The 18,571-nt window shown below is 54.7% G+C and carries 14 protein-coding genes; 7 read left to right on the forward strand and 7 right to left on the reverse strand.

Features of this window, described 5'->3' with window-relative positions; all coding sequences use genetic code 11:
- Positions 1-1,248, reverse strand: a complete 1,248-nt coding sequence (gene sbmA / locus RAC60_RS15800) for a peptide antibiotic transporter SbmA (RefSeq protein ID WP_033739005.1) — start codon at positions 1,246-1,248, stop codon at positions 1-3.
- Positions 1,249-1,522: 274 nt separating this feature from the next.
- On the opposite strand from sbmA, the gene RAC60_RS15805 reads away from it, so the two are divergent.
- Genes RAC60_RS15805 through RAC60_RS15815 form a run of 3 tightly spaced genes read left to right on the forward strand, consistent with a single transcriptional unit; the run spans position 1,523 to position 5,363 of the window.
- On the forward strand, positions 1,523-2,254 hold the full coding sequence (locus RAC60_RS15805; protein ID WP_039339047.1) for a gluconate 2-dehydrogenase subunit 3 family protein: 732 nt from the start codon (positions 1,523-1,525) through the stop codon (positions 2,252-2,254).
- Positions 2,255-2,256: 2 nt separating this feature from the next.
- Positions 2,257-4,041: a GMC family oxidoreductase gene (locus RAC60_RS15810; protein ID WP_006121596.1), complete on the forward strand. Its 1,785-nt coding sequence runs from the start codon at positions 2,257-2,259 to the stop codon at positions 4,039-4,041.
- A gap of 11 nt (positions 4,042-4,052) precedes the next feature.
- Positions 4,053-5,363 (forward strand): cytochrome c, encoded by a 1,311-nt coding sequence (locus RAC60_RS15815; RefSeq protein WP_058702402.1) that lies wholly within the window; start codon positions 4,053-4,055, stop codon positions 5,361-5,363.
- A gap of 42 nt (positions 5,364-5,405) precedes the next feature.
- On the opposite strand, the gene RAC60_RS15820 is transcribed toward RAC60_RS15815, so the two are convergent.
- Together RAC60_RS15820 and RAC60_RS15825 are read right to left on the reverse strand one after the other, a co-directional pair.
- A complete protein-coding gene (locus RAC60_RS15820) occupies positions 5,406-6,818 on the reverse strand; it encodes an MFS transporter (RefSeq protein WP_033739010.1) in 1,413 nt (470 codons plus the stop codon).
- Positions 6,819-7,125: 307 nt separating this feature from the next.
- Complete coding sequence (locus RAC60_RS15825; RefSeq protein ID WP_033739011.1) at positions 7,126-8,670, reverse strand: methyl-accepting chemotaxis protein; 1,545 nt, start codon at positions 8,668-8,670, stop codon at positions 7,126-7,128.
- 572 nt (positions 8,671-9,242) lie between these two features.
- Here RAC60_RS15825 and yjdN point away from each other — a divergent pair.
- Positions 9,243-9,680, forward strand: a complete 438-nt coding sequence (yjdN, locus tag RAC60_RS15830) for a VOC family metalloprotein YjdN (RefSeq protein WP_039339045.1) — start codon at positions 9,243-9,245, stop codon at positions 9,678-9,680.
- Positions 9,681-9,784: 104 nt separating this feature from the next.
- Here yjdN and RAC60_RS15835 read toward each other — a convergent pair whose 3' ends face one another.
- The 3 genes from RAC60_RS15835 to RAC60_RS15845 all read right to left on the reverse strand — a co-directional run bounded on the left by RAC60_RS15835 (position 9,785) and on the right by RAC60_RS15845 (position 12,931).
- Positions 9,785-10,651 (reverse strand): nucleoside-specific channel-forming protein Tsx, encoded by an 867-nt coding sequence (locus RAC60_RS15835; RefSeq protein WP_006121691.1) that lies wholly within the window; start codon positions 10,649-10,651, stop codon positions 9,785-9,787.
- 274 nt (positions 10,652-10,925) lie between these two features.
- Positions 10,926-12,275, reverse strand: a complete 1,350-nt coding sequence (locus RAC60_RS15840; protein ID WP_006121690.1) for a HAMP domain-containing sensor histidine kinase — start codon at positions 12,273-12,275, stop codon at positions 10,926-10,928.
- Entirely contained in the window at positions 12,272-12,931 is a 660-nt protein-coding gene (locus tag RAC60_RS15845) for a response regulator (RefSeq protein WP_033739018.1), read from the reverse strand. The genes RAC60_RS15840 and RAC60_RS15845 overlap by 4 nt, the downstream gene beginning before the upstream one ends.
- 233 nt (positions 12,932-13,164) lie before the next feature.
- Between RAC60_RS15845 and RAC60_RS15850 the strand changes: the two genes are divergently transcribed.
- The 3 genes from RAC60_RS15850 to RAC60_RS15860 all read left to right on the forward strand — a co-directional run bounded on the left by RAC60_RS15850 (position 13,165) and on the right by RAC60_RS15860 (position 15,949).
- A complete protein-coding gene (locus RAC60_RS15850; protein ID WP_006121688.1) occupies positions 13,165-13,533 on the forward strand; it encodes a helix-turn-helix domain-containing protein in 369 nt (122 codons plus the stop codon).
- Between the two features lie 189 nt (positions 13,534-13,722).
- A complete protein-coding gene (locus RAC60_RS15855) occupies positions 13,723-14,619 on the forward strand; it encodes a LysR family transcriptional regulator (protein ID WP_039339044.1) in 897 nt (298 codons plus the stop codon).
- Positions 14,620-14,728: 109 nt separating this feature from the next.
- Positions 14,729-15,949, forward strand: a complete 1,221-nt coding sequence (locus RAC60_RS15860; RefSeq protein WP_058707830.1) for an MFS transporter — start codon at positions 14,729-14,731, stop codon at positions 15,947-15,949.
- Between the two features lie 41 nt (positions 15,950-15,990).
- Here the strand turns inward: RAC60_RS15860 and RAC60_RS15865 are convergent, their stop codons facing one another.
- On the reverse strand, positions 15,991-18,381 hold the full coding sequence (locus tag RAC60_RS15865; RefSeq protein WP_375093997.1) for a glucose/quinate/shikimate family membrane-bound PQQ-dependent dehydrogenase: 2,391 nt from the start codon (positions 18,379-18,381) through the stop codon (positions 15,991-15,993).
- Positions 18,382-18,571: the final 190 nt, after the last annotated feature.

An 18,571-nucleotide genomic window follows, 5' to 3' on the forward strand; every position in this document is an offset into this window, starting at 1 on the left:
TTATGACACCTCTTCAGAAGCGTCGTGCATCATTTCATCGTGCGGCACATCGTCCAGAATCTGTTCAAAACTGCGCAGACGTTTATAGATCGACATTAACTCGACCAGGGTGGACCACGAGGTAATGAGGTACTGGAACGATCCCCGAACCTGGTCAAACACGTTGGTGATCTGGTTCAGCAGGCCCAGCGTAATGGCACCGGCCACAATAGACGGGAACAACAGGAACAGCCCGAACACGTTATCCACCTGCAGATAAAGGATGCGGCTGATATTGAAGTAAAGATAGTGAAAATAGAGACGGAAATAGTTAATCCGCACATTGTGGAACAGCACTTTTACGGTCGGCGGCGTGGCGCGATCGGCGTGATCTTCGCCGTAAACCAGCTCTTTACGATAAGCCGCTTCAACGCGCTGGTTACGGAACTCCAGGCCGGGAAGCTTAATGCCCACCAGCGCCAGCAGCGCCGTACCAAAGAGTGACCACAACACCGCCGCGATCACCAGCGCATAGGGGATGCTGCCCAGAATCGGGATACTTTTTACATGATGTGAAAGCGCCACCAGAACGGGTAAAAACGCCACCAGGGTCATAATGGCCTGAATGAAACTCACGCCCCAGCCTTCCAGCGTGGTAGCAAAGCGCATGGTATCTTCCTGCACACGCTGTGCCGCGCCTTCAACGTGGCGCAGGCGCTGCCAGTGATGCATATAGTAATTATTCATCGCAGTGCGCCAGCGGAATACCCAGTGGCTGATGAAAAAAGCATTCATCACGCCAATGACCACCGCAATCAACGCGATACCCAGGAAGGCGATGACCTGAGCATAAAATTCGGCAATCTGTACCGAACCGGCTTTCGTCAGCGCTTTTTGAATTAAATCGTAGAACGGGCCATACCAGGCATTGACGGCCACGCCAACCTGGACGCCAAACCAGGTCACAAAAATAATCAGCGCGGAGCCCCAGACCGACCAGCGCTGCCAGGGATGGTTATCAATGATGCGCCACGCAAGAGCGAACAGGGCAACCATCAGCCAGTAATAGCCATAGAACCATAACTCACCCGGCGCAATAAAGCGCATCACCGTCGTGGGCAGGGGCTGCCTGATGGCGGCCTGAAACGCAGGCCAGAAATGGGCCGGTAAATCGCTGGCAAAGCCAAACCAGGCAAAAATCGCCAGTAAACTCCAGATGGCGGCCGAACTGAAAAACGGCCCAGGTCGTGGAAAGAAAGACTTAAACATAGGTACTCCGCTGTTGTGTAATCGCTTTTATAACGTCTTAACGGCCATCTGTCTGTAGCCTGTTGTTTCTGAACATGACATTGACAACTTATATGTTAATGAAATTGTGCTTTTTTGTTTCCTTAAACTAAGTATTTGTCGGTAATGGTGTTACACTTAGCGCCACTGTTACCGGTAACAGCTTGTTGTACCCGAAATCCGCAAATAAAAACCACTACAACGCGCATTCACTTCTCTTTTCGTACCGCAGTTGATGCGGTGATGAGGCAATGTCATGTCAGACCAGAAAAAGGGTCATTCACGCAGGGATTTTTTGCTGAAGACCATCACCCTGGCGCCCGCAGTGGCGGTAGGCAGCAGCGCATTGGGTGCCTTTTCTGCACCCGCTCAGGCACAGGCCGCAACGCCTGCCGAAAGCCAGGTCGCCCGAGACTATCAACCCAGTTGGTTTACTGCCGAGGAATTTGCGTTTATCAACGCTGCCGTGGCGCGGCTGATCCCCGCCGATGAACGCGGTCCGGGCGCGCTGGAAGCGGGCGTGCCGGAGTTTATCGATCGCCAGATGAATACGCCTTATGCCACCGGGGCCAACTGGTATATGCAGGGCCCCTTTAACCCGGATCTCCCCAAAGAAATGGGCTATCAGCTGCCGCTGGTACCGCAGCAGATTTACCGTCTCGGCCTGGCCGACGCCGACCAGTATAGCCGGCAGCAGTACGGTAAGGTCTTTGCCCAACTGAACGCTGAACAGCAGGATGCGGCGCTTCAGGCGATGGAGAGCGGCAAGGCCCATTTCAGCCAGCTCCCCGCCAGCGTGTTTTTCTCTTATCTCCTGCAAAACACCCGTGAAGGCTTCTTTAGCGATCCGATCCACGGTGGCAATCAGGGCATGGTGGGCTGGAAGCTCATCAACTTCCCTGGCGCCCGCGCCGATTTTATGGACTGGGTAGAGCGCGGTGAACGGTATCCGTTCCCGTCAGTGTCGATTCGTGGAGAGAGAAGCTGAGCATGGCAAATGAATTAAAGAAAGTGGATGCCGTGATTGTCGGCTTTGGCTGGGCAGGTGCCATTATGGCCAAAGAGCTGACCGAGGCCGGTCTGAATGTGCTGGCACTGGAACGCGGTCCGCATCGTGATACCTATCCCGATGGATCCTATCCACAGTCGATTGATGAACTGACCTATAACATCCGAAAAAAGCTGTTCCAGGATCTGTCCAAAAGCACCGTCACTATCCGTCATGATGCGTCACAGACTGCCGTGCCGTATCGCCAGTTAGCAGCTTTCCTGCCGGGCACCGGCACCGGTGGCGCAGGGCTGCACTGGTCAGGTGTACATTTTCGGGTCGATCCGGTTGAGCTAAAACTTCGCAGCCACTATGAGGCGCGCTACGGTAAAAAGTTTATTCCTGAAGGGATGACCATTCAGGATTTCGGCGTGGACTATCAGGAGCTGGAGCCATTTTTTGATAAAGCAGAAAAAGTGTTTGGCACCTCCGGTAGTGCCTGGAGTATTCAGGGTAAGGTTGTCGGCAAAGACAAAGGCGGTAACCCGTTTGCGCCCGATCGCTCTGACAACTTTCCGTTGCCCGCGCAAAAGCGCACCTGGTCAGCACAGCTGTTTGCCCAGGCCGCCGAGTCAGTAGGCTATCATCCTTACGATCTGCCCTCGGCGAATACCTCAGGTCCTTATACCAACACCTATGGCGCGCAGATGGGACCGTGCAACTTCTGCGGCTACTGCAGCGGTTACGCCTGCTATATGTATTCCAAGGCCTCACCCAATGTGAATATCCTGCCTGCGCTGCGTCAGGAGCCAAAGTTTGAGCTGCGCAATAATGCTTATGTGCTGCGCGTCAACCTCACGGACGATAAGAAACGCGCTACCGGCGTCACCTATGTAGACGCGCAGGGGCGTGAACATGTGCAACCGGCAGATCTGGTCATCCTGTCAGCCTTCCAGTTCCACAATGTCCACCTAATGCTGCTGTCCGGCATTGGCCAGCCTTACAACCCGATCACTAACGAAGGCACGGTCGGACGCAACTTTGCCTACCAGAACCTGTCGACGCTGAAAGCGCTGTTCGATAAAAACACCACCACCAACCCGTTTATTGGCGCAGGCGGTGCCGGTGTCGGCGTGGATGATTTCAACGCCGATAACTTTGACCACGGGCCGCACGGTTTTGTCGGTGGATCGCCATTCTGGGTCAATCAGGCGGGCACCAAACCCATCTCGGGTCTGCCCACCCCGCCGGGAACACCTAACTGGGGTAGCCAGTGGAAGGCCGCCGTTGCCGATACGTACACGCATCACCTTTCTATGGATGCCCATGGTGCGCACCAGTCTTACCGCGTGAACTATCTGGATCTGGACCCGAATTATAAAGACGCCTACGGTCAGCCACTGCTGCGTATGACGTTTGACTGGCAGGAAAATGACATCAAGATGGCGCAGTTTATGGTGGGGAAAATGCATAAAATCGCCGAAGCCATGAACCCGAAAATGATCATTGGCGGGGCTAAAAAACCCGGCACACATTTCGACACCACCGTCTACCAGACCACCCACATCAGCGGCGGGGCGATTATGGGTGAGGATCCTAAAACCAGCGCGGTTAACCGCTATCTGCAAAGCTGGGATGTGCCTAACGTCTTTGTGCCTGGCGCATCGGCGTTTCCTCAGGGACTCGGCTATAACCCCACCGGCATGGTGGCGGCATTGACTTACTGGTCAGCGAAAGCGATTCGCGAGCAGTATCTGAAAAACCCAGGCCCTCTGGTGCAGGCATAAGGATGATGGCGATGAAAAACGGCATTTTAGCCCTGATTCTGGGCGGTATTTCCTTTGTTGCCCTGGCCGATGAGAGCACTAGCGATCTGATAAAACGCGGCGAGTATCTGGCCCGCGCGGGCGACTGTGTCGCCTGCCACAGCAGTGAAGGCGGCAAGCCCTTCGCAGGTGGCTTGCCGATGGCCACGCCGATTGGCACGATCTACTCAACGAACATCACGCCGGATAAATCGACCGGGATTGGTGATTACAGCTACGATGACTTTCAGAAAGCCGTGCGGCACGGTATTGCGAAAAATGGCGATACGCTCTATCCCGCCATGCCTTATCCCTCTTATGCGGTGGTCAGCGATGAGGACATGAAGGCGCTGTATGCCTACTTCATGCATGGCGTCGCCCCTGTCAGTCAGGCCAACAAAGCGAGCGATATCCCCTGGCCTCTGTCGATGCGCTGGCCGCTGGCGATCTGGCGCAACCTGTTCGCACCGGATGTAAAAGCGTTCCAGCCTGCCGCGCAGGAGGATCCGACGCTGGCGCGAGGCCGTTATCTGGTAGAAGGGCTGGGTCACTGCGGTGCCTGCCATACGCCGCGTAGCGTGACCATGCAGGAGAAAGCGTTAACCAACGCCGACAGTAACGATTATCTGGCGGGCAGCAGTGCGCCGATTGATGGCTGGACCGCCAGCAACCTGCGCGGGGACAACCGTGACGGCCTGGGCCGCTGGAGTGAGGATGACCTGCGCCAGTTCCTGCGCTATGGCCGTAACGATCACACCTCAGCCTTTGGCGGCATGGTGGATGTGGTTGATCACAGCCTGCAGCACCTGACGGATGACGACATCACGGCGATTGCCCGTTACCTGAAGTCGCTGGGTGCGAAAGATCCGCATCAGGTGGCTTTTAGCGTGGATGACGCGACCGCGAAGGCCTTATGGAAAGGCGATGACAGCCAGACAGGCGCTGCGGCCTATGTCGACAGCTGTGCGGCCTGCCATAAAACGGACGGCAGCGGTTATACACGCTTTTATCCCGCGCTGCGCGGCAACCCGGTGGTGATGGCGGACGATCCGACCTCGCTGATTCACATTGTGCTGGTCGGAGGCGAGCTGCGTGGGGTGAAGGGCGCGCCGTCAACGATTACCATGCCTGCCTTTGGCTGGCGTCTGAACGATCAACAGGTCGCGGACGTGGTGAACTTCATCCGTCACAGCTGGGGCAATAACGTACCGGGAACGGTCACCGCGAAGCAGGTGGCTGACCTGCGCAAGGATGTGAAAGATCGTCAGGGCAGCTCAGATATCAAGGTGTTAGAAGGCAAGTAACACGTACGTTGCAGCCTTCCCCCACCGGGGAAGGCTGCACGATCAAATATTTTCCAGCGTCACACCGCGCGTCTTAGGACCAAAAACGCCCACCGACAGCATCACCATCAGCATGCTCAATACAATAAAGGCGATGACGCCATGCGTACCGGTGTGCTGCAAAATCACGCCGATCAGAAGACTGCTAAAGGCGGTCGATAACCGACTAAAGGAGTAGCAAAAACCTACTGCTCGGGCGCGGATAGCGGTCGGGAAAATCTCGGTCTGGTAAGCATGATAACTGCAGGTCAGCCAGGCATTAGAGAAGGTGATCAAAAATCCGCATATCACCAGCAACACCGGGTTCGTCTGCAGGGCAAACAGCGTACCAAACACCACTGTCATCAGCGAAGAAAGGACGATTTGCCATTTATTCTCAAGCTGGCTGGTAAAGCTGCCACAAATCAACGAGCCGATGGGATAGGCCAGCGTGATAAAAAAGGCATACAGCAGGCTATGGGTAATGGACGTACCCTGCCCGGACAGCAGCGCAGGCAACCAGTTACCAAAGCCGTAGAAGCCAATCGCCTGGAAGAAGTTCATTATCACCAGCATCAGGGTGCGGTTACGGTAGCGCGGAGCCCAGATGTCGCGGAAGCGGCTTTTCGTGTCAGAGGCTGCCGCAGGCTGTGAGTGCGTCAGGTGTTGGCCGGGCACGATGCCGCAGCGTTTTTCCATGGCCGACATCACGGCATGGGCGTCTTCATGCCGTCCCTGCTGAGCCAGCCAGCGGGCGGATTCCGGCAGGTTTTTACGCACCAGCCAGATAATCAGCGAGCAGACAGCGCCCGCGATGACCACCCAACGCCAGCCCTCCAGGCCCAGAATATGTTGCGGCATCAGCCACCATGACATGAGCGCCACTGTTGGCACCGATAAAAACTGAATAAAAAAGGAGAAGGCAAACGCCCGGTTACGCAGATGCGTGGGCACCCATTCGCTCAGGTAGGTGTCGATGGTTACCAGTTCTACGCCCAACCCAATACCGACCAAAAAGCGACACAGAATCACCATCTCTGCGCTGTGCTGAAACGCCATCAGTAACGAGAAAAATCCGTACCAGGCTAACGCACAGATAAAGGTCAGCCGACGGCCAAACCGATCGGCAAAAGGCGTAAGCAAACTGGCCCCCACAAATAAGCCCAGAAAGGTCGCCGACGCAAATGCGGCCTGATCGGTAATGCCCAGAATACCGGCGCTGCCCGCATGGAAAATGCCGGCGGCCAGTAACCCTGTGCTGATATAGCCGGTTTCAAACAGATCGTAGAGTTCAAAAAAGCCGCCTAACGCCAGTAGCGAGATGAATCGCCACAAACCGCCAGAAGAGGGCAGCGCGTCAATGCGCCCGGCTAAGCTGGTATGGGCAGTCGACGAGGCAGACGTCGGTGCCATCCCTGAAGTCAAGGCTGGTGTCATTTAGAGTAAACCTCATGTAAGGATGATGGCCATTCTCACTACAGGCAATAATCGCTTTGAAACAGGTGCCCGTTCGCGAGCAGGAAGCAGCAGAATAATCAATTCTCTGATTCTTGCCGATAGGAATAGTGGTGAATTTTTAACAGGGCAGAGTCCAGTTATGGCTGGATCGGATGGGCGGTCAGCGTTCAGACGCGGTGCAGAGAGAAATCAGGTCAAGTCAGATGCGATAACAGCCTGTCAGGTGGAGATATCACCTGACAGACTTCCCTGCCCGCCCCGCTTTTTTTCCGGGGCGGGCAGGCGATTAGGCGTCAGCCAGACGGAACGCCGACACGGAATGTGTCAGGTACTGCGCCTGCTCCTCCAGCGACGCGGCCGCGGCGGCCGATTCCTGCACCAGTGCGGCGTTTTGCTGGGTCACGCTGTCCATTTCGGTCACCGCCTTTTCAATCTGGCTGATACCATGATGCTGCTCATTGGAGGCCGTCGAAATGTGATCCATCAGAACGTTGACCCGGCCGACCGAGGCAATAATCGCATTCATCGCTTCACCGGTCTGGCTGACCTGATCGGAGCCGACCCGGATTGTCGCCACCGATTCCGCAATCAGTCCTTCAATTTCTTTTGCCGCCACCGCACTGCGCTGGGCGAGATTGCGTACTTCGCCCGCTACCACGGCAAATCCGCGACCTTGCTCACCGGCTCGCGCGGCTTCAACGGCCGCGTTCAACGCCAGAATATTGGTCTGGAACGCTATGCCGTTAATGACGTTGGTGATGTCTTCGATTTTTTTCGAACTCTCGTTAATTTTTGACATGGAAACGATGACCTGCTGGGACACGTGTTCGCCGCTCTCCGCATTCTTCACGGCTTCGCTGGCCAGACGGCAGGCTTCAAAGACATTGTCCGTATTCTGTTTCACGGTCGCGCCCAGCTGCTCCATACTGGCGGCCGTTTCGGTCAGGGCTGCGGCCTGCTGTTCCGTGCGCGAGGCCAGGTCAACGTTGCCGCTGGCAATTTCCTGCGAGGCGAAAGAGACCGCCTGGGTTGCCTGGCGGACGCGGGTAATAATGCCGGTCAGCGCGGTACGCATGCTTTCCATAGAGGTCATTAACTGCTGAATCTCGCTCTTTGAACCGGTATTGACCGGCACCGGTTTGTCCAGAATTCCTGCGGCAATCTGGCTGCAGTGGGCTTTGGCGTGATCAAGCGGCGATAAAATATAGCGTCTGACAAAGACCAGTATGGCCACGATAATGGCAAGAAACAGCACACCAAATACGACTAACAACAGGATCCCAGAGGAAAAGTTGCTCTGGGCATCCGTATTGAGCTTCTTCGCAAAGGCTTCATGTTGTGCCAGCACCTTGTCCAGGACAATTTCATACTGGCGATCCAGGCGCACGACGTTTGCGATCTGGTTTTTAAAGCGCTGCTGGTCCCCGGCCTCGGCCGCTGCGATTAAAGGCTGAATGCCCTGATCGCGGTAGGCCAGGTAAGCCTGACGATAGCGTTCTGCTTCCGCTTCTTCTCCCGGAATACGTGGCGCGTTCAGATAAGCCTGGAAAGCGGCATCGGCTTTAGCGGCAACGCTTTTTACGCTGTCCAGTGAAGCGGCGCCCTGCGGGCCACCATTCTCCGTCTCTTTCATGTACTCCATCAGACGGACGCGTAAGGTACGACTGTGGTTGATGGGGTCAATCACCGACAGCACCACACGAATTTCTTTATTCACGGCATTAAGTGACGCGTTGCTGCGGGCCAGTAACCAGATGCTGACGGAAATACTGATAAGAAAAAGAATTAACAGAAAAGACAACACCAACAGTGATGATTTTTTTAACGACATAACACAGTCCTGAACAGGGGGGATTATGGACAGATATATCGGCATCCTGGGGCTAAATATTTAGCTGGAACGCACCGAAATAAGCACAGAATTAAGTGCATAAAACATAAGCGAAATAATGAACCAACTGATTCACTATTATCAGGTTGACGTTTCGCTTGCCGCTTCGGTTATTTCATGCTTTAACGCCGGCGGTATGGTTTTCAGGTCCAGTAATAGGTTGAGTCAACGAGGAAGTGCAAAGCAGGAAAGTGCGGTTGTCAGCATTTGTCTGAACAGTTCATTTATTATTTATTTTAAGGAATTGTAATTTAAGGGTTAATTCTAATCCTTGCAGTAGTAAATAAAAGTGACTATTGCCTGTGAGATAATATGGTTATTAACACGTAAAACATTATTAGCGTACCAGGCATTGATTTAATTGAAAAAAAACGGGGGCGACGTCTCAGGCGATTGGGTAAATCCTCTGAAAGGAGATTCTTTGCGCCGTTATGAATCCTCTTCTCTGCGCTGTCGTCTACACTTATTACTTCTTTATAAGGAAGTTTCTACTCACCTGTATCGAGGTAATAATGCAAGTATGTCCTTATTTGTTTCTCTATGGTCGCTGTGAAGAGGCGATGGAATTCTATTTGCAGGCAACAGGTGGACAGCTGCTGCAAAAAATGACGTTTGGTGATATGCCGGAGCAGGGTGAACAGATTGGCGACCAGTCTGCACCCCCGTTGCCACCTGAAAAAATTATGCATGCGCATCTGCGTATCGGGCAGGGCGAACTGATGATGAGTGACGGCAATCCTGACCAGCCACCGGCGTCAGAGCACGCAGGCTATGCCGTCAGTCTGGCGACCACGGATGCAGAACAGGGTAAAGCCTGGTTTGAAAAGCTGTCGGCAGGCGGGAAAGTCACCACACCGTGGCAAAAAACTTTCTGGTCTGATGGCTTCGCCATGTTTATTGATAAATTCAATATTCCGTGGCGCATTAACGTTGTTAAATCAGACGAGTAATTTGTCGGTGATGCCGTTCAACGACGTTGGATGGCGCATACAACAGCGGCCTTCCCAGGGGGGAGGCCACCGTCAATTACCGTGCCTGTCTTGCAACAAACTGATCAGAAGTTATAGCCAGCCACCAGATAGTAACCCCAGCCCGTTGATTTAATTTCAGACGCGCTGCTGCCAAAACCTAACTCCTGACCGTCTCCCCACTGACCGCCGTTATGGAAGTAACGCGCCACAGCAGAGAAGTGCCAGTGCTCGTAGCCCAGTGACAGGATATGACTGGAGGCGATGGAATTACTGGTACGGATCGGCCCGGTCTTATCACGCAAGTCTGAGCCCCAGTCGAAGTTGGTAAAGCCTACATAGCCCAGGTTACCACCCCACAGTGTGGTGATTGGCACGAAATACTTCACCTTAAAGCGATAGCCGTCCCAGCTGTCTTCGTTCGCAGCACCGTAGTTTTCCCACTGGTACTTGGCATAGACGTTCAGTGACAGACCGATATCGCTGTGCGTATCGATGTCGGTGCCCAGGCCCATGTACCAGGTGTTCTGGCGGTTTGCGCTGTTACGGCCCATATCGTAGATATAGTTGTTGGCAAAATACCACTCTTTAAACGGACCGAAAGCCAGGCTGGTGCCGGTCAGTTTATCAATAGAGAAACGCGGTTCGATTTCCATGAACAGCGGTGAACCGTGGTCGAAAATACCGTTGGCGTTGTTGTTACCTACGCCAAAGAAGTTTGGCAGGTCAACGTAGCCGTAAAAATCAAACCAGTCTTTTTTGGCGAACGCTTCGTATTCCAGATAGACATCGTTATTGAACTGGGGCCCGAAGCGGGTGTGGTAACTGCCCACCACGTTGACGCTCTGATGCCACCAGTCGGAAAGGTACTGGGGATCGTTTTCTGCAGCCTGCACTGCACCGTTCAGGGAGCCTGCCAGCAGGGCACCTGCAACTAACGTTTTAAATTTCATTATATTTGACCACTGGTTTTCATACGCAAGACAATCGTTTGCGTGCTGTTTGGAAATCAATCCCAAAGGTTGGGCAGTAATGTACTCAGGCCGCCTGTTTTAGTTAGCGTAGCGTGCCTGTAACAGAGAGATAGAAAATAGCTTTTGATCACATTTGTCAAAATGTGTTGCATAACAATTCATCATAATTGTGATGATTATCACAATATAGGGTTGTGGCGAACGGAACCAGGCAACCGTTTACGTTGTCGGCTTCCGAATCGATCGGCAGGAATCAGGGAAAGGTGACGCGCACCTGAAAACCGCAGCGCAGGCCTTGTGCGTCCCGACAGTTGGCAAGGGCAACGTCGATATGGTGTTTCTGGGCGACGCTGCGCACGATAGACAGACCTAAACCGCTGCCCTGCGCTTTAACGTCGGGTGAACGGGCAAAGCGATCGAATGCGCGTTCAAGAAAGGATTCCGGTACACCCGGACCATTATCAACGATGTCGACAACGGTTTGTCCCGCCACACGATGCAGCAGCACATCGACCATGCTGCCTTCAGGCGTATGTAACATCGCGTTGCCAATCAGATTATCAAACAGGCTGCGAAGTTCGGAACGCCCGGCCTGCAGTCGATAGTGCGTGGTGCCGCTAAAGCCAATGTCGATACCGCGTTTATCCGCCACAACCATGAGCTGTTCAATACTCTCTTTCAGCACATCTTCCAGATCGATATTTTCGAGGTGCGCGACGACTGACTGATCTTCCCAGCGCGACATATTCAGCAGTTGAGTGACCAGATGGCGCGTGCGGGTCACACCTGATTCCAGTTGAGCGAACTGACGGCTGGCCTCGCCGGGTTGAATGTGCTGACGCAGATTTTCCAGTTGCAGCGTAACGGCGGTGACTGGCGTCCGCAGTTCATGAGCGGCATCTTCCATAAACTGACGTTGTGAAGACCAGGCGGCACGCAGTTTATCCAGTAAGGAGTTGTAGGCCTCAACCAGGGGCTGAATTTCGTCGGGCAGCCGTTCCGGCGATACGCTGTGGGGATGGTGAGCATCCTGGGCGGCGATTTCTCGCGAGGCAACGCGCAAATCCCGGGTGATCTTGCGCACGACCAGCCAGATGACCAGCAGCGACAGCGGCATCATCAAAATCAGCGGAATAATCGCCGATAGCGCCCGTCGCACCATCATCTCTTTCATATAGCTCAGGTTCAGCATGACCTGAATGGTTTTAATCTCACTGCCTGGCTGACCGGAACGGGTGTAAATGCGCCATTCACAGTCGCGGCAGTCACCGATCTGCACGTCTTTGTAGCCATTTTCCGGCTGTAAGGGCGCATGCAGCTCTGGCCATGAGCTGGATCGTAACCGGCCCTGCGCATCCCACAGTTGAATGACAAAGGCACTTTTGATCTTATGCGCAGGCGCAATCACCGGCATCAACGGGGGGATTTCACGGTTAACGGACCACGCATCGGCCAGCTTGGCGAGCTGTTCGTCCTTAATGACGCCAACCATTTCGCCGTAGCAGTTAAAAAAATACCAGGCGACACCGCCAATCATCAGTAAATGAATCAACAGCAGGGTACTGAGTAATTTATTTCGTAATGAACGCATAAAGATTTTCATATTGCCGGTACTCGCCAGCCCAGCCCACGCACGTTGCGAATCACATCATTATCCAGCTTGCGCCGCATCCCGTGGATAAGAACGTCCACGGCATTGCTGCTGACTTCTTCGCCCCAGCCGTAGATACGGTTTTCCAGCTGTTCACGTGACAGAATGGCACCGGGCCGCTCGAGCAGAGCATAAAGCAGGGCATATTCCCGGGCGGTGAGCTGTTCACGCTGCCCTTTGTACAGGACTTCGCGGGTCAACATATCCAGTTGAACATCGCCGCTGCCCAGCACCGAATCGGCAGAACCATGGTGGCGTCGGGTGATCGCGCGCATACGGGCCATGACTTCCTGCAGATCAAAGGGTTTGAGCAAATAGTCATCTGCCCCGTAATCCAGGCCCTGCACCCGCTGAGCGACCGTGTCGCGTGCGGTCAGAATTAATACCGGTGTGGCATCACCGCGCCCACGTGCGCGTCTGAGCACCTGCAACCCGTCGTCGCGAGGCAGACCGAGGTCAAGCAGCACGCAACTGTAACCGCCTTCGCTCCAGGCATTGTGCGCATACACGCCATCGCGTACCCAGTCGACAGACCAGCCCGCGGCTTCCAGCGCCTGCTGTAAATTGGCACCGATCATTTCATCATCTTCAACCAGCAACACGCGCATGGATGACGTCCCCCAGAAAAATGACCCCAGTGTAGCGCTGGATTATTAGCGCAGAATTATTGCTGTTACCAGCCTCAGCACTCTTACCGCACTGGCCGGGAAGGCGACAAAACCTGGCGTCGGTGCAGGCATGGAGCGCTTTGCTAATTCTGCGCTAATTTTCCGCTAATTAAGGGATAAATTTAGCGCGCTAAAGTGTGTTCCTGCACATCTGCTTTAACCAGGAGAACACCATGAATCAGCGCGAGTTTATTCGTAGTTTGCTGGAATGGATAGAAAGCAATTTAGGACACGATCTGCATCTGGACGAAGTCGCCCGCCGGGCGGGCTATTCCCGTTGGCACTTACAGCGTTTGTTTCGCCAGCACACCGGTTTCTCACTTGCCGAGTACATCCGCCAGCGCCGCCTGACCGAATCGGCCCTGACGCTGCTCAACAGCAATGAAGCGATCCTGCAGGTGGCGATGAACTACGGCTTTGATACGCAACAGGCCTACACGCGCACCTTTAAAAACTATTTTATGATGACGCCCGGCCAGTTACGACGCCAGCGCCGTGTTGAACCGGATCGCTTGTTGTTTCCTCTCGCCATGGCCAGTTAGTCTCTGTATGGACATTGCCATCCTGATCGTTTGTGGCAATGTCCATACATCGCCCGTGCGATGTTCTGCCTCCTTTCCGCCGTGATGTTGTCAGCTTTCCTGACGTTCCTTTATGCTTAACGCCTGATACATGGCGCGCCTGCCATGTTGCACCCGGCGGCAGCGTGCCGCGATGTCCGCAGGAAGCCCATGAATAACAGCGATAACCTCATCGCCATGATGGTGTTTGCACGCGTGGTTGAATTAAAAAGCTTCACAGAAGCCGCGCGCGTACTCGGCGTGTCAAAATCCCACATCAGTCGGGAGATCGCCGGACTGGAACAACGGTTGGGGATCCGTTTACTGCAGCGCACCACCCGCAGGATGACCCTGACCGAATTAGGCCAGGCTTACTATCCCTACTGCGTGCGCATGCTGGATGAAATGCAGCGGGCAGAGGCGTTTGTTCAGGAGACGCATCAACATCCCGTTGGACATGTGCGCCTGCAGGCTCCCGTTACCTTCGGCTGTCAGTGCATCGTTCCCATCCTCAATCGCTTTCTGCGCGGTCATCTGCACATCAACGTCGACCTCAGTCTGACGGATAACAACGACGAGACGATGGACGAAGGTGTGGATGTCGCGGTTATCATCCGCGCTCATGCGCCACGTCAGGGCAATTTCCGGGTACTGAACGATATCCACTGGGGGTTGTATGCCGCCCCGGCTTATCTGGCGCAGCATCCTGCTATCTCGCATCCTCGCCTGTTACCACGCCATGATTTATTGATGTTCCACGGTCCGGCACACACGGCTGCGCTGCCTTTTCGCCGTGATAAACAGCGTCTGGCGGTGGATGTCCGCAGCCGCTTTCGCGCTAACAACAGTATGGCTTTGCTGAATGCCGCGCTGGCAGGCACGGGTATTGCCTATTTGCCTTCGTACATGGTGCAAGAAGCCTTGGCGCAGGGCACGATTGTGCAGGTGCTGTCAGAGTGGCAGATGGATCGCTTGCAGAGTTACCTGCTGGTGCATCAGGACAGTCTGGCGGTTTCCGCGGTCAATCTGCTCTGTGATGTGCTTATCAGCCAGCTCAGTGGTCGCTGATTGTTGCAATACAGCAACAAACTATGCCAGCAGACAAATATCCCGCCCTCACTGTTGTTGTCTCGTGACCATTGGTAGCCTGAATCCCTGAACATAAGGGGGATATCGCATGGCAACCGCGTCGGAAGCACCTGACTCTGAACACTGGCAACGCAACTTGTGGGTTTGCGTATTCGGCTCCTTTACCACACTGGTAGCGATGACGCTTCTGCTGCCGTTTTTGCCGTTGTATGTGCAGCAGCTTGGCGTCAACGCGCCTGCTGCAATTGCGCGCTGGTCGGGCATCGCCTATGGTGCCACCTTCTTCAGTGCGGCCTTAACCGCGCCGCTGTGGGGGAAACTGGCCGATCGCTACGGACGTAAGCTGATGCTCATCCGCGCCAGTCTGGGTATGGCAGTAGCCATGGCGCTGACGGGCATGGCGACGGCGGCCTGGCAACTGGTGGCGCTGCGTTTACTGGCGGGATTACTGGGCGGTTATGCCTCCGGTTCGACCATTTTGATTGCGGCACAAACGCCCAAAGCGCACACCGGATGGGCTCTGGGTGTGCTGGCATCCGGCATGATGGCCGGTAACATTGTTGGTCCGCTGCTGGGTGGCGTCCTGCCGCCGCTGATAGGGATCAGAGCGACCTTCTGGCTGATGGGGGCGATCATCTTTGTGGCCTTTCTGGCGACGACCTTTTTACTGAAAGCGCGGCCGCCGGTGCGAAAAACCGACCAGGAGCTGTCTCAGCCGGTTGACGACCCGTCGCCGCACAAGCTTGTTAACGTCAGGCTGATGTGGCTCTCAGGCATGCTGCTGATTTTTGCCAACATGTCGATTGAGCCGATCATTACCCTGTATATCGGCCAGTTTTTACATGAGCAGCATGCCATAACGCTGATGTCGGGTGTGGTCATGGCGGCAGCCGCGCTGGGCAGCATTCTTTCCGCGCCTTATGCCGGCAGGCTGGCCGACCGTATCGGCCACTGGCGCGTACTGAGTGGCGGATTGCTGAGCTGTGCGCTGTTACTCATTCCGCAGGCGTTTATTACCGACGCGTGGCAACTTCTGCCTCTGCGCTTTTTGATGGGGCTGGCGCTGGGCGGATTGATGCCCTGTATTACCGCCATTATTCGTCACACTGTTCCGGCCACGCAGGTGGGGCGGATGCTGGGCTATTCCACCTCGGCGCAGTATATCGGACAGGTAACGGGGCCGGTGTTCGGCGGGTTTATTGGCGGCGCATGGGGCATGCGGCCCGTCTTTCTGGCGACCAGCCTCGTGGTGGGCGTGTGCGCCTGGCTAAACTGGCGGCAGGGCAGAAAGGGCGGAAGGTCGGCATAAAAAAGGCGGACCGGAGTCCGCCTTGTTTTTACAGGTTCAGGTTATTTCTGGTCCGGCAGTGCATAGGCAATGACATAATCGCCCAGTTTGGTACCAAATGAACCATGGCCACCGGCAGCAATCACGACGTACTGCTTACCGTTAACTTCATAAGTCATTGGTGTCGCCTGACCGCCTGCTGGCAGACGCGCCTGCCACAGCAGCTCACCGGTATCGGTGCTGTAAGCACGCAGGTAGTTATCGGCCGTTGCGCCAATAAAGAACACTTTACCGGCTGTGGCGACCGGGCCGCCCAGCATTGGCATACCCATTTTGAATGGCAGCGGCACTGGCGCACTGTCACGAACGGTACCAATACGTTGCTTCCAGACGACCTTATTGGTTTTCAGGTCAACTGCCGATACATAACCCCATGCAGGCTGTTTACAGGGCAGGCCAAATGGTGACAGGAACGGATTCAGTTCCACGCCATACGGCACGCCGTACTGCGGCTGAATACCGGTTTCGGTACCCGAACCGCCTGTTGCGCCGGCTGGTGGCTCTTCCGGGTTACCCGGTCCGCGCGGAATCAGCTTGGACACAAACGGCAGTGCCATTGGGTTGGCAATCGCAATCTGACGATGCGGATCGACCGAAATCCCGCCCCACTCAAACATGCCCAGGTTACCCGGGAACACCAGCGTACCTTGCTCAGAAGGCGGGGTGAACGGACCTTCATAGCGCAGGCGTTTGAAGATCACGCGGCACACCAGTTGGTCGTACATCGTGGCGCCCCACATGTCCTTGTCCGTCAGATTCTGTTTTGGACGGAAGGTCAGTTCAGAGTAAGGCTGAGTCGGAGAGACGTGGTCGCCTTTTGCGGCACCCTGCGGAACCGGGGTTTCGGGGGCCGGTACAACGGTTTTACCGGTACGGCGGTCCAGGACGAAAATGTTCCCGGTTTTCGCTGGCGCATAAATCACCGGCACGGTGTTACCGTCTTTATCGGTAATATCGGCCAGCGTCGGCTGCGACGGCAGATCCATGTCCCACAGATCGTGATGCACGGTCTGATAAGACCACACCAGCTTACCGGTGGTGGCATTCAGGGCCAGAACGCTGCTCGCATAACGCTCCTGCTCTGGGGTGCGGTTACCGCCCCAGATATCAGGCGTTGTCACGCCCATAGGCAGATAAACGATATCCAGTTTCGGATCGTAGACCGCAGGTGCCCAGGAGTTCGGCGAGTTCATGGTGAACGTGTGTTCATCCGCCGGAATCGCGTTGGGATCTTTCGCACCCGGATCAAATACCCACAGCAGTTTGCCGGTATTAACGTCAAAACCACGGATAACGCCGGATGGCTCACGGGTTGAGAAGTTATCGGTCACCGCACCCGCCATCACGATGGTGGTGTCGGTAATCACTGGCGGAGAGGTCGGCTCATACATGCCAGGCGTAGTGACCGGCTGTTTGTGCTGAAGATCCAGCTCACCGTTATTACCAAAGGCCGGGCAACGTTCACCGGTTTCCGCATCCAGTGCAAACAGGCGACCATCGTTCACAGGCAGGTAGATACGACGCGAGCACAGCGCAGGCTGCGTATTCGCGGCATCTTTAGCTGGCGGGAACTCGTGGTAGGACACACCACGGCAGGTAACATGCTGGAAGGTTGGGTCAGTTTTCAAACCGGGATCAAATTTCCATTTCTGCTTACCCGTTGCCGCATCCAGGGCGAACAAAATCTGGTGAGGTGAGCAGAGATACAGCGTGTCGCGGATTTTAATCGGCGTCACTTCATCGGTGATTTCACCGGGATCGCTCGGCTTTTTCATATCGCCGGTCTGGAACTGCCAGGCAACCTGCAGCTCTTTCACGTTATCGTGATTGATCTGCTTCAGCGGTGAATAGCGTGTACCTTGCTGATCGCGCGCATAAGCTGGCCAGTCAGCATCGGCAACATTGCTCAACGGCTGAGCCTGCGTCGCCGTATCTGCTGTGGCAGGCACGGCGCCGTTAACAACCTGCGGATCGTTAAAGACGGCATAGGCTAATACGACTGCACTGGCCACCAGGGCAACCGCCATCGCACTCAATGGGCCTTTGCCTGGACGATAAAAGACCCGGTAAACAAAAGGCAACACCAGCCAGACGCCAAAAATGACCAGGACATCGGTGCGAGGTGCCAGCGCCCAGAAGTCAGTACCGACTTCCCAAACGCCCCATGCCAGGGTCGCCAGCAGCAGTAATGCATAGACCAGCAGCGCAGCACTGTTTCGACGCCAGAGCAGAAAAGCGGTAAGCAGCATAGCTGCACCACCAATGATGTAGTACCAGGAACCACCAATCGTGGCTAACCAGATACCACCAATTAACATGAACGCACCCGTTAGCACGGCGAACAGCACCGTTAAAAAACGGACCACGCTAAAGGATGAGGAGTTTTTCCCCATAATGTTGACCTCGTTTCGTTGCCATAAAACACAAGAAAACAATTAGATAGATTGTTTTCAGTCATAAAGTACAAAAGTTAAAGGCATTCTTAATTAGGCTCTTCCGTTAAGCTCAATGATCCAGATGTGTTAAATGTTATAGCAAAATTGGTATGAGTTTTGATTTTTTTGGCTTAAAACTCTTAACAAC

Source organism: Pantoea sp. BR_17 (assembly GCF_041955125.1).
GTDB lineage: Bacteria > Pseudomonadota > Gammaproteobacteria > Enterobacterales > Enterobacteriaceae > Pantoea > Pantoea stewartii.

Excerpts from the sequence above, each read along its gene's own strand:
- sbmA (WP_033739005.1), bottom strand. The coding sequence starts at position 1,248 with ATGTTTAAGTCTTTCTTTCCACGACCTGGGCCGTTTTTCAGTTCGGCC.
- RAC60_RS15805 (WP_039339047.1), top strand. The coding sequence starts at position 1,523 with ATGTCAGACCAGAAAAAGGGTCATTCACGCAGGGATTTTTTGCTGAAG.
- RAC60_RS15810 (WP_006121596.1), top strand. The coding sequence starts at position 2,257 with ATGGCAAATGAATTAAAGAAAGTGGATGCCGTGATTGTCGGCTTTGGC.
- RAC60_RS15815 (WP_058702402.1), top strand. The coding sequence starts at position 4,053 with ATGAAAAACGGCATTTTAGCCCTGATTCTGGGCGGTATTTCCTTTGTT.
- RAC60_RS15820 (WP_033739010.1), bottom strand. The coding sequence starts at position 6,818 with ATGACACCAGCCTTGACTTCAGGGATGGCACCGACGTCTGCCTCGTCG.
- RAC60_RS15825 (WP_033739011.1), bottom strand. The coding sequence starts at position 8,670 with ATGTCGTTAAAAAAATCATCACTGTTGGTGTTGTCTTTTCTGTTAATT.
- yjdN (WP_039339045.1), top strand. The coding sequence starts at position 9,243 with ATGCAAGTATGTCCTTATTTGTTTCTCTATGGTCGCTGTGAAGAGGCG.
- RAC60_RS15835 (WP_006121691.1), bottom strand. The coding sequence starts at position 10,651 with ATGAAATTTAAAACGTTAGTTGCAGGTGCCCTGCTGGCAGGCTCCCTG.
- RAC60_RS15840 (WP_006121690.1), bottom strand. The coding sequence starts at position 12,275 with ATGAAAATCTTTATGCGTTCATTACGAAATAAATTACTCAGTACCCTG.
- RAC60_RS15845 (WP_033739018.1), bottom strand. The coding sequence starts at position 12,931 with ATGCGCGTGTTGCTGGTTGAAGATGATGAAATGATCGGTGCCAATTTA.
- RAC60_RS15850 (WP_006121688.1), top strand. The coding sequence starts at position 13,165 with ATGAATCAGCGCGAGTTTATTCGTAGTTTGCTGGAATGGATAGAAAGC.
- RAC60_RS15855 (WP_039339044.1), top strand. The coding sequence starts at position 13,723 with ATGAATAACAGCGATAACCTCATCGCCATGATGGTGTTTGCACGCGTG.
- RAC60_RS15860 (WP_058707830.1), top strand. The coding sequence starts at position 14,729 with ATGGCAACCGCGTCGGAAGCACCTGACTCTGAACACTGGCAACGCAAC.
- RAC60_RS15865 (WP_375093997.1), bottom strand. The coding sequence starts at position 18,381 with ATGGGGAAAAACTCCTCATCCTTTAGCGTGGTCCGTTTTTTAACGGTG.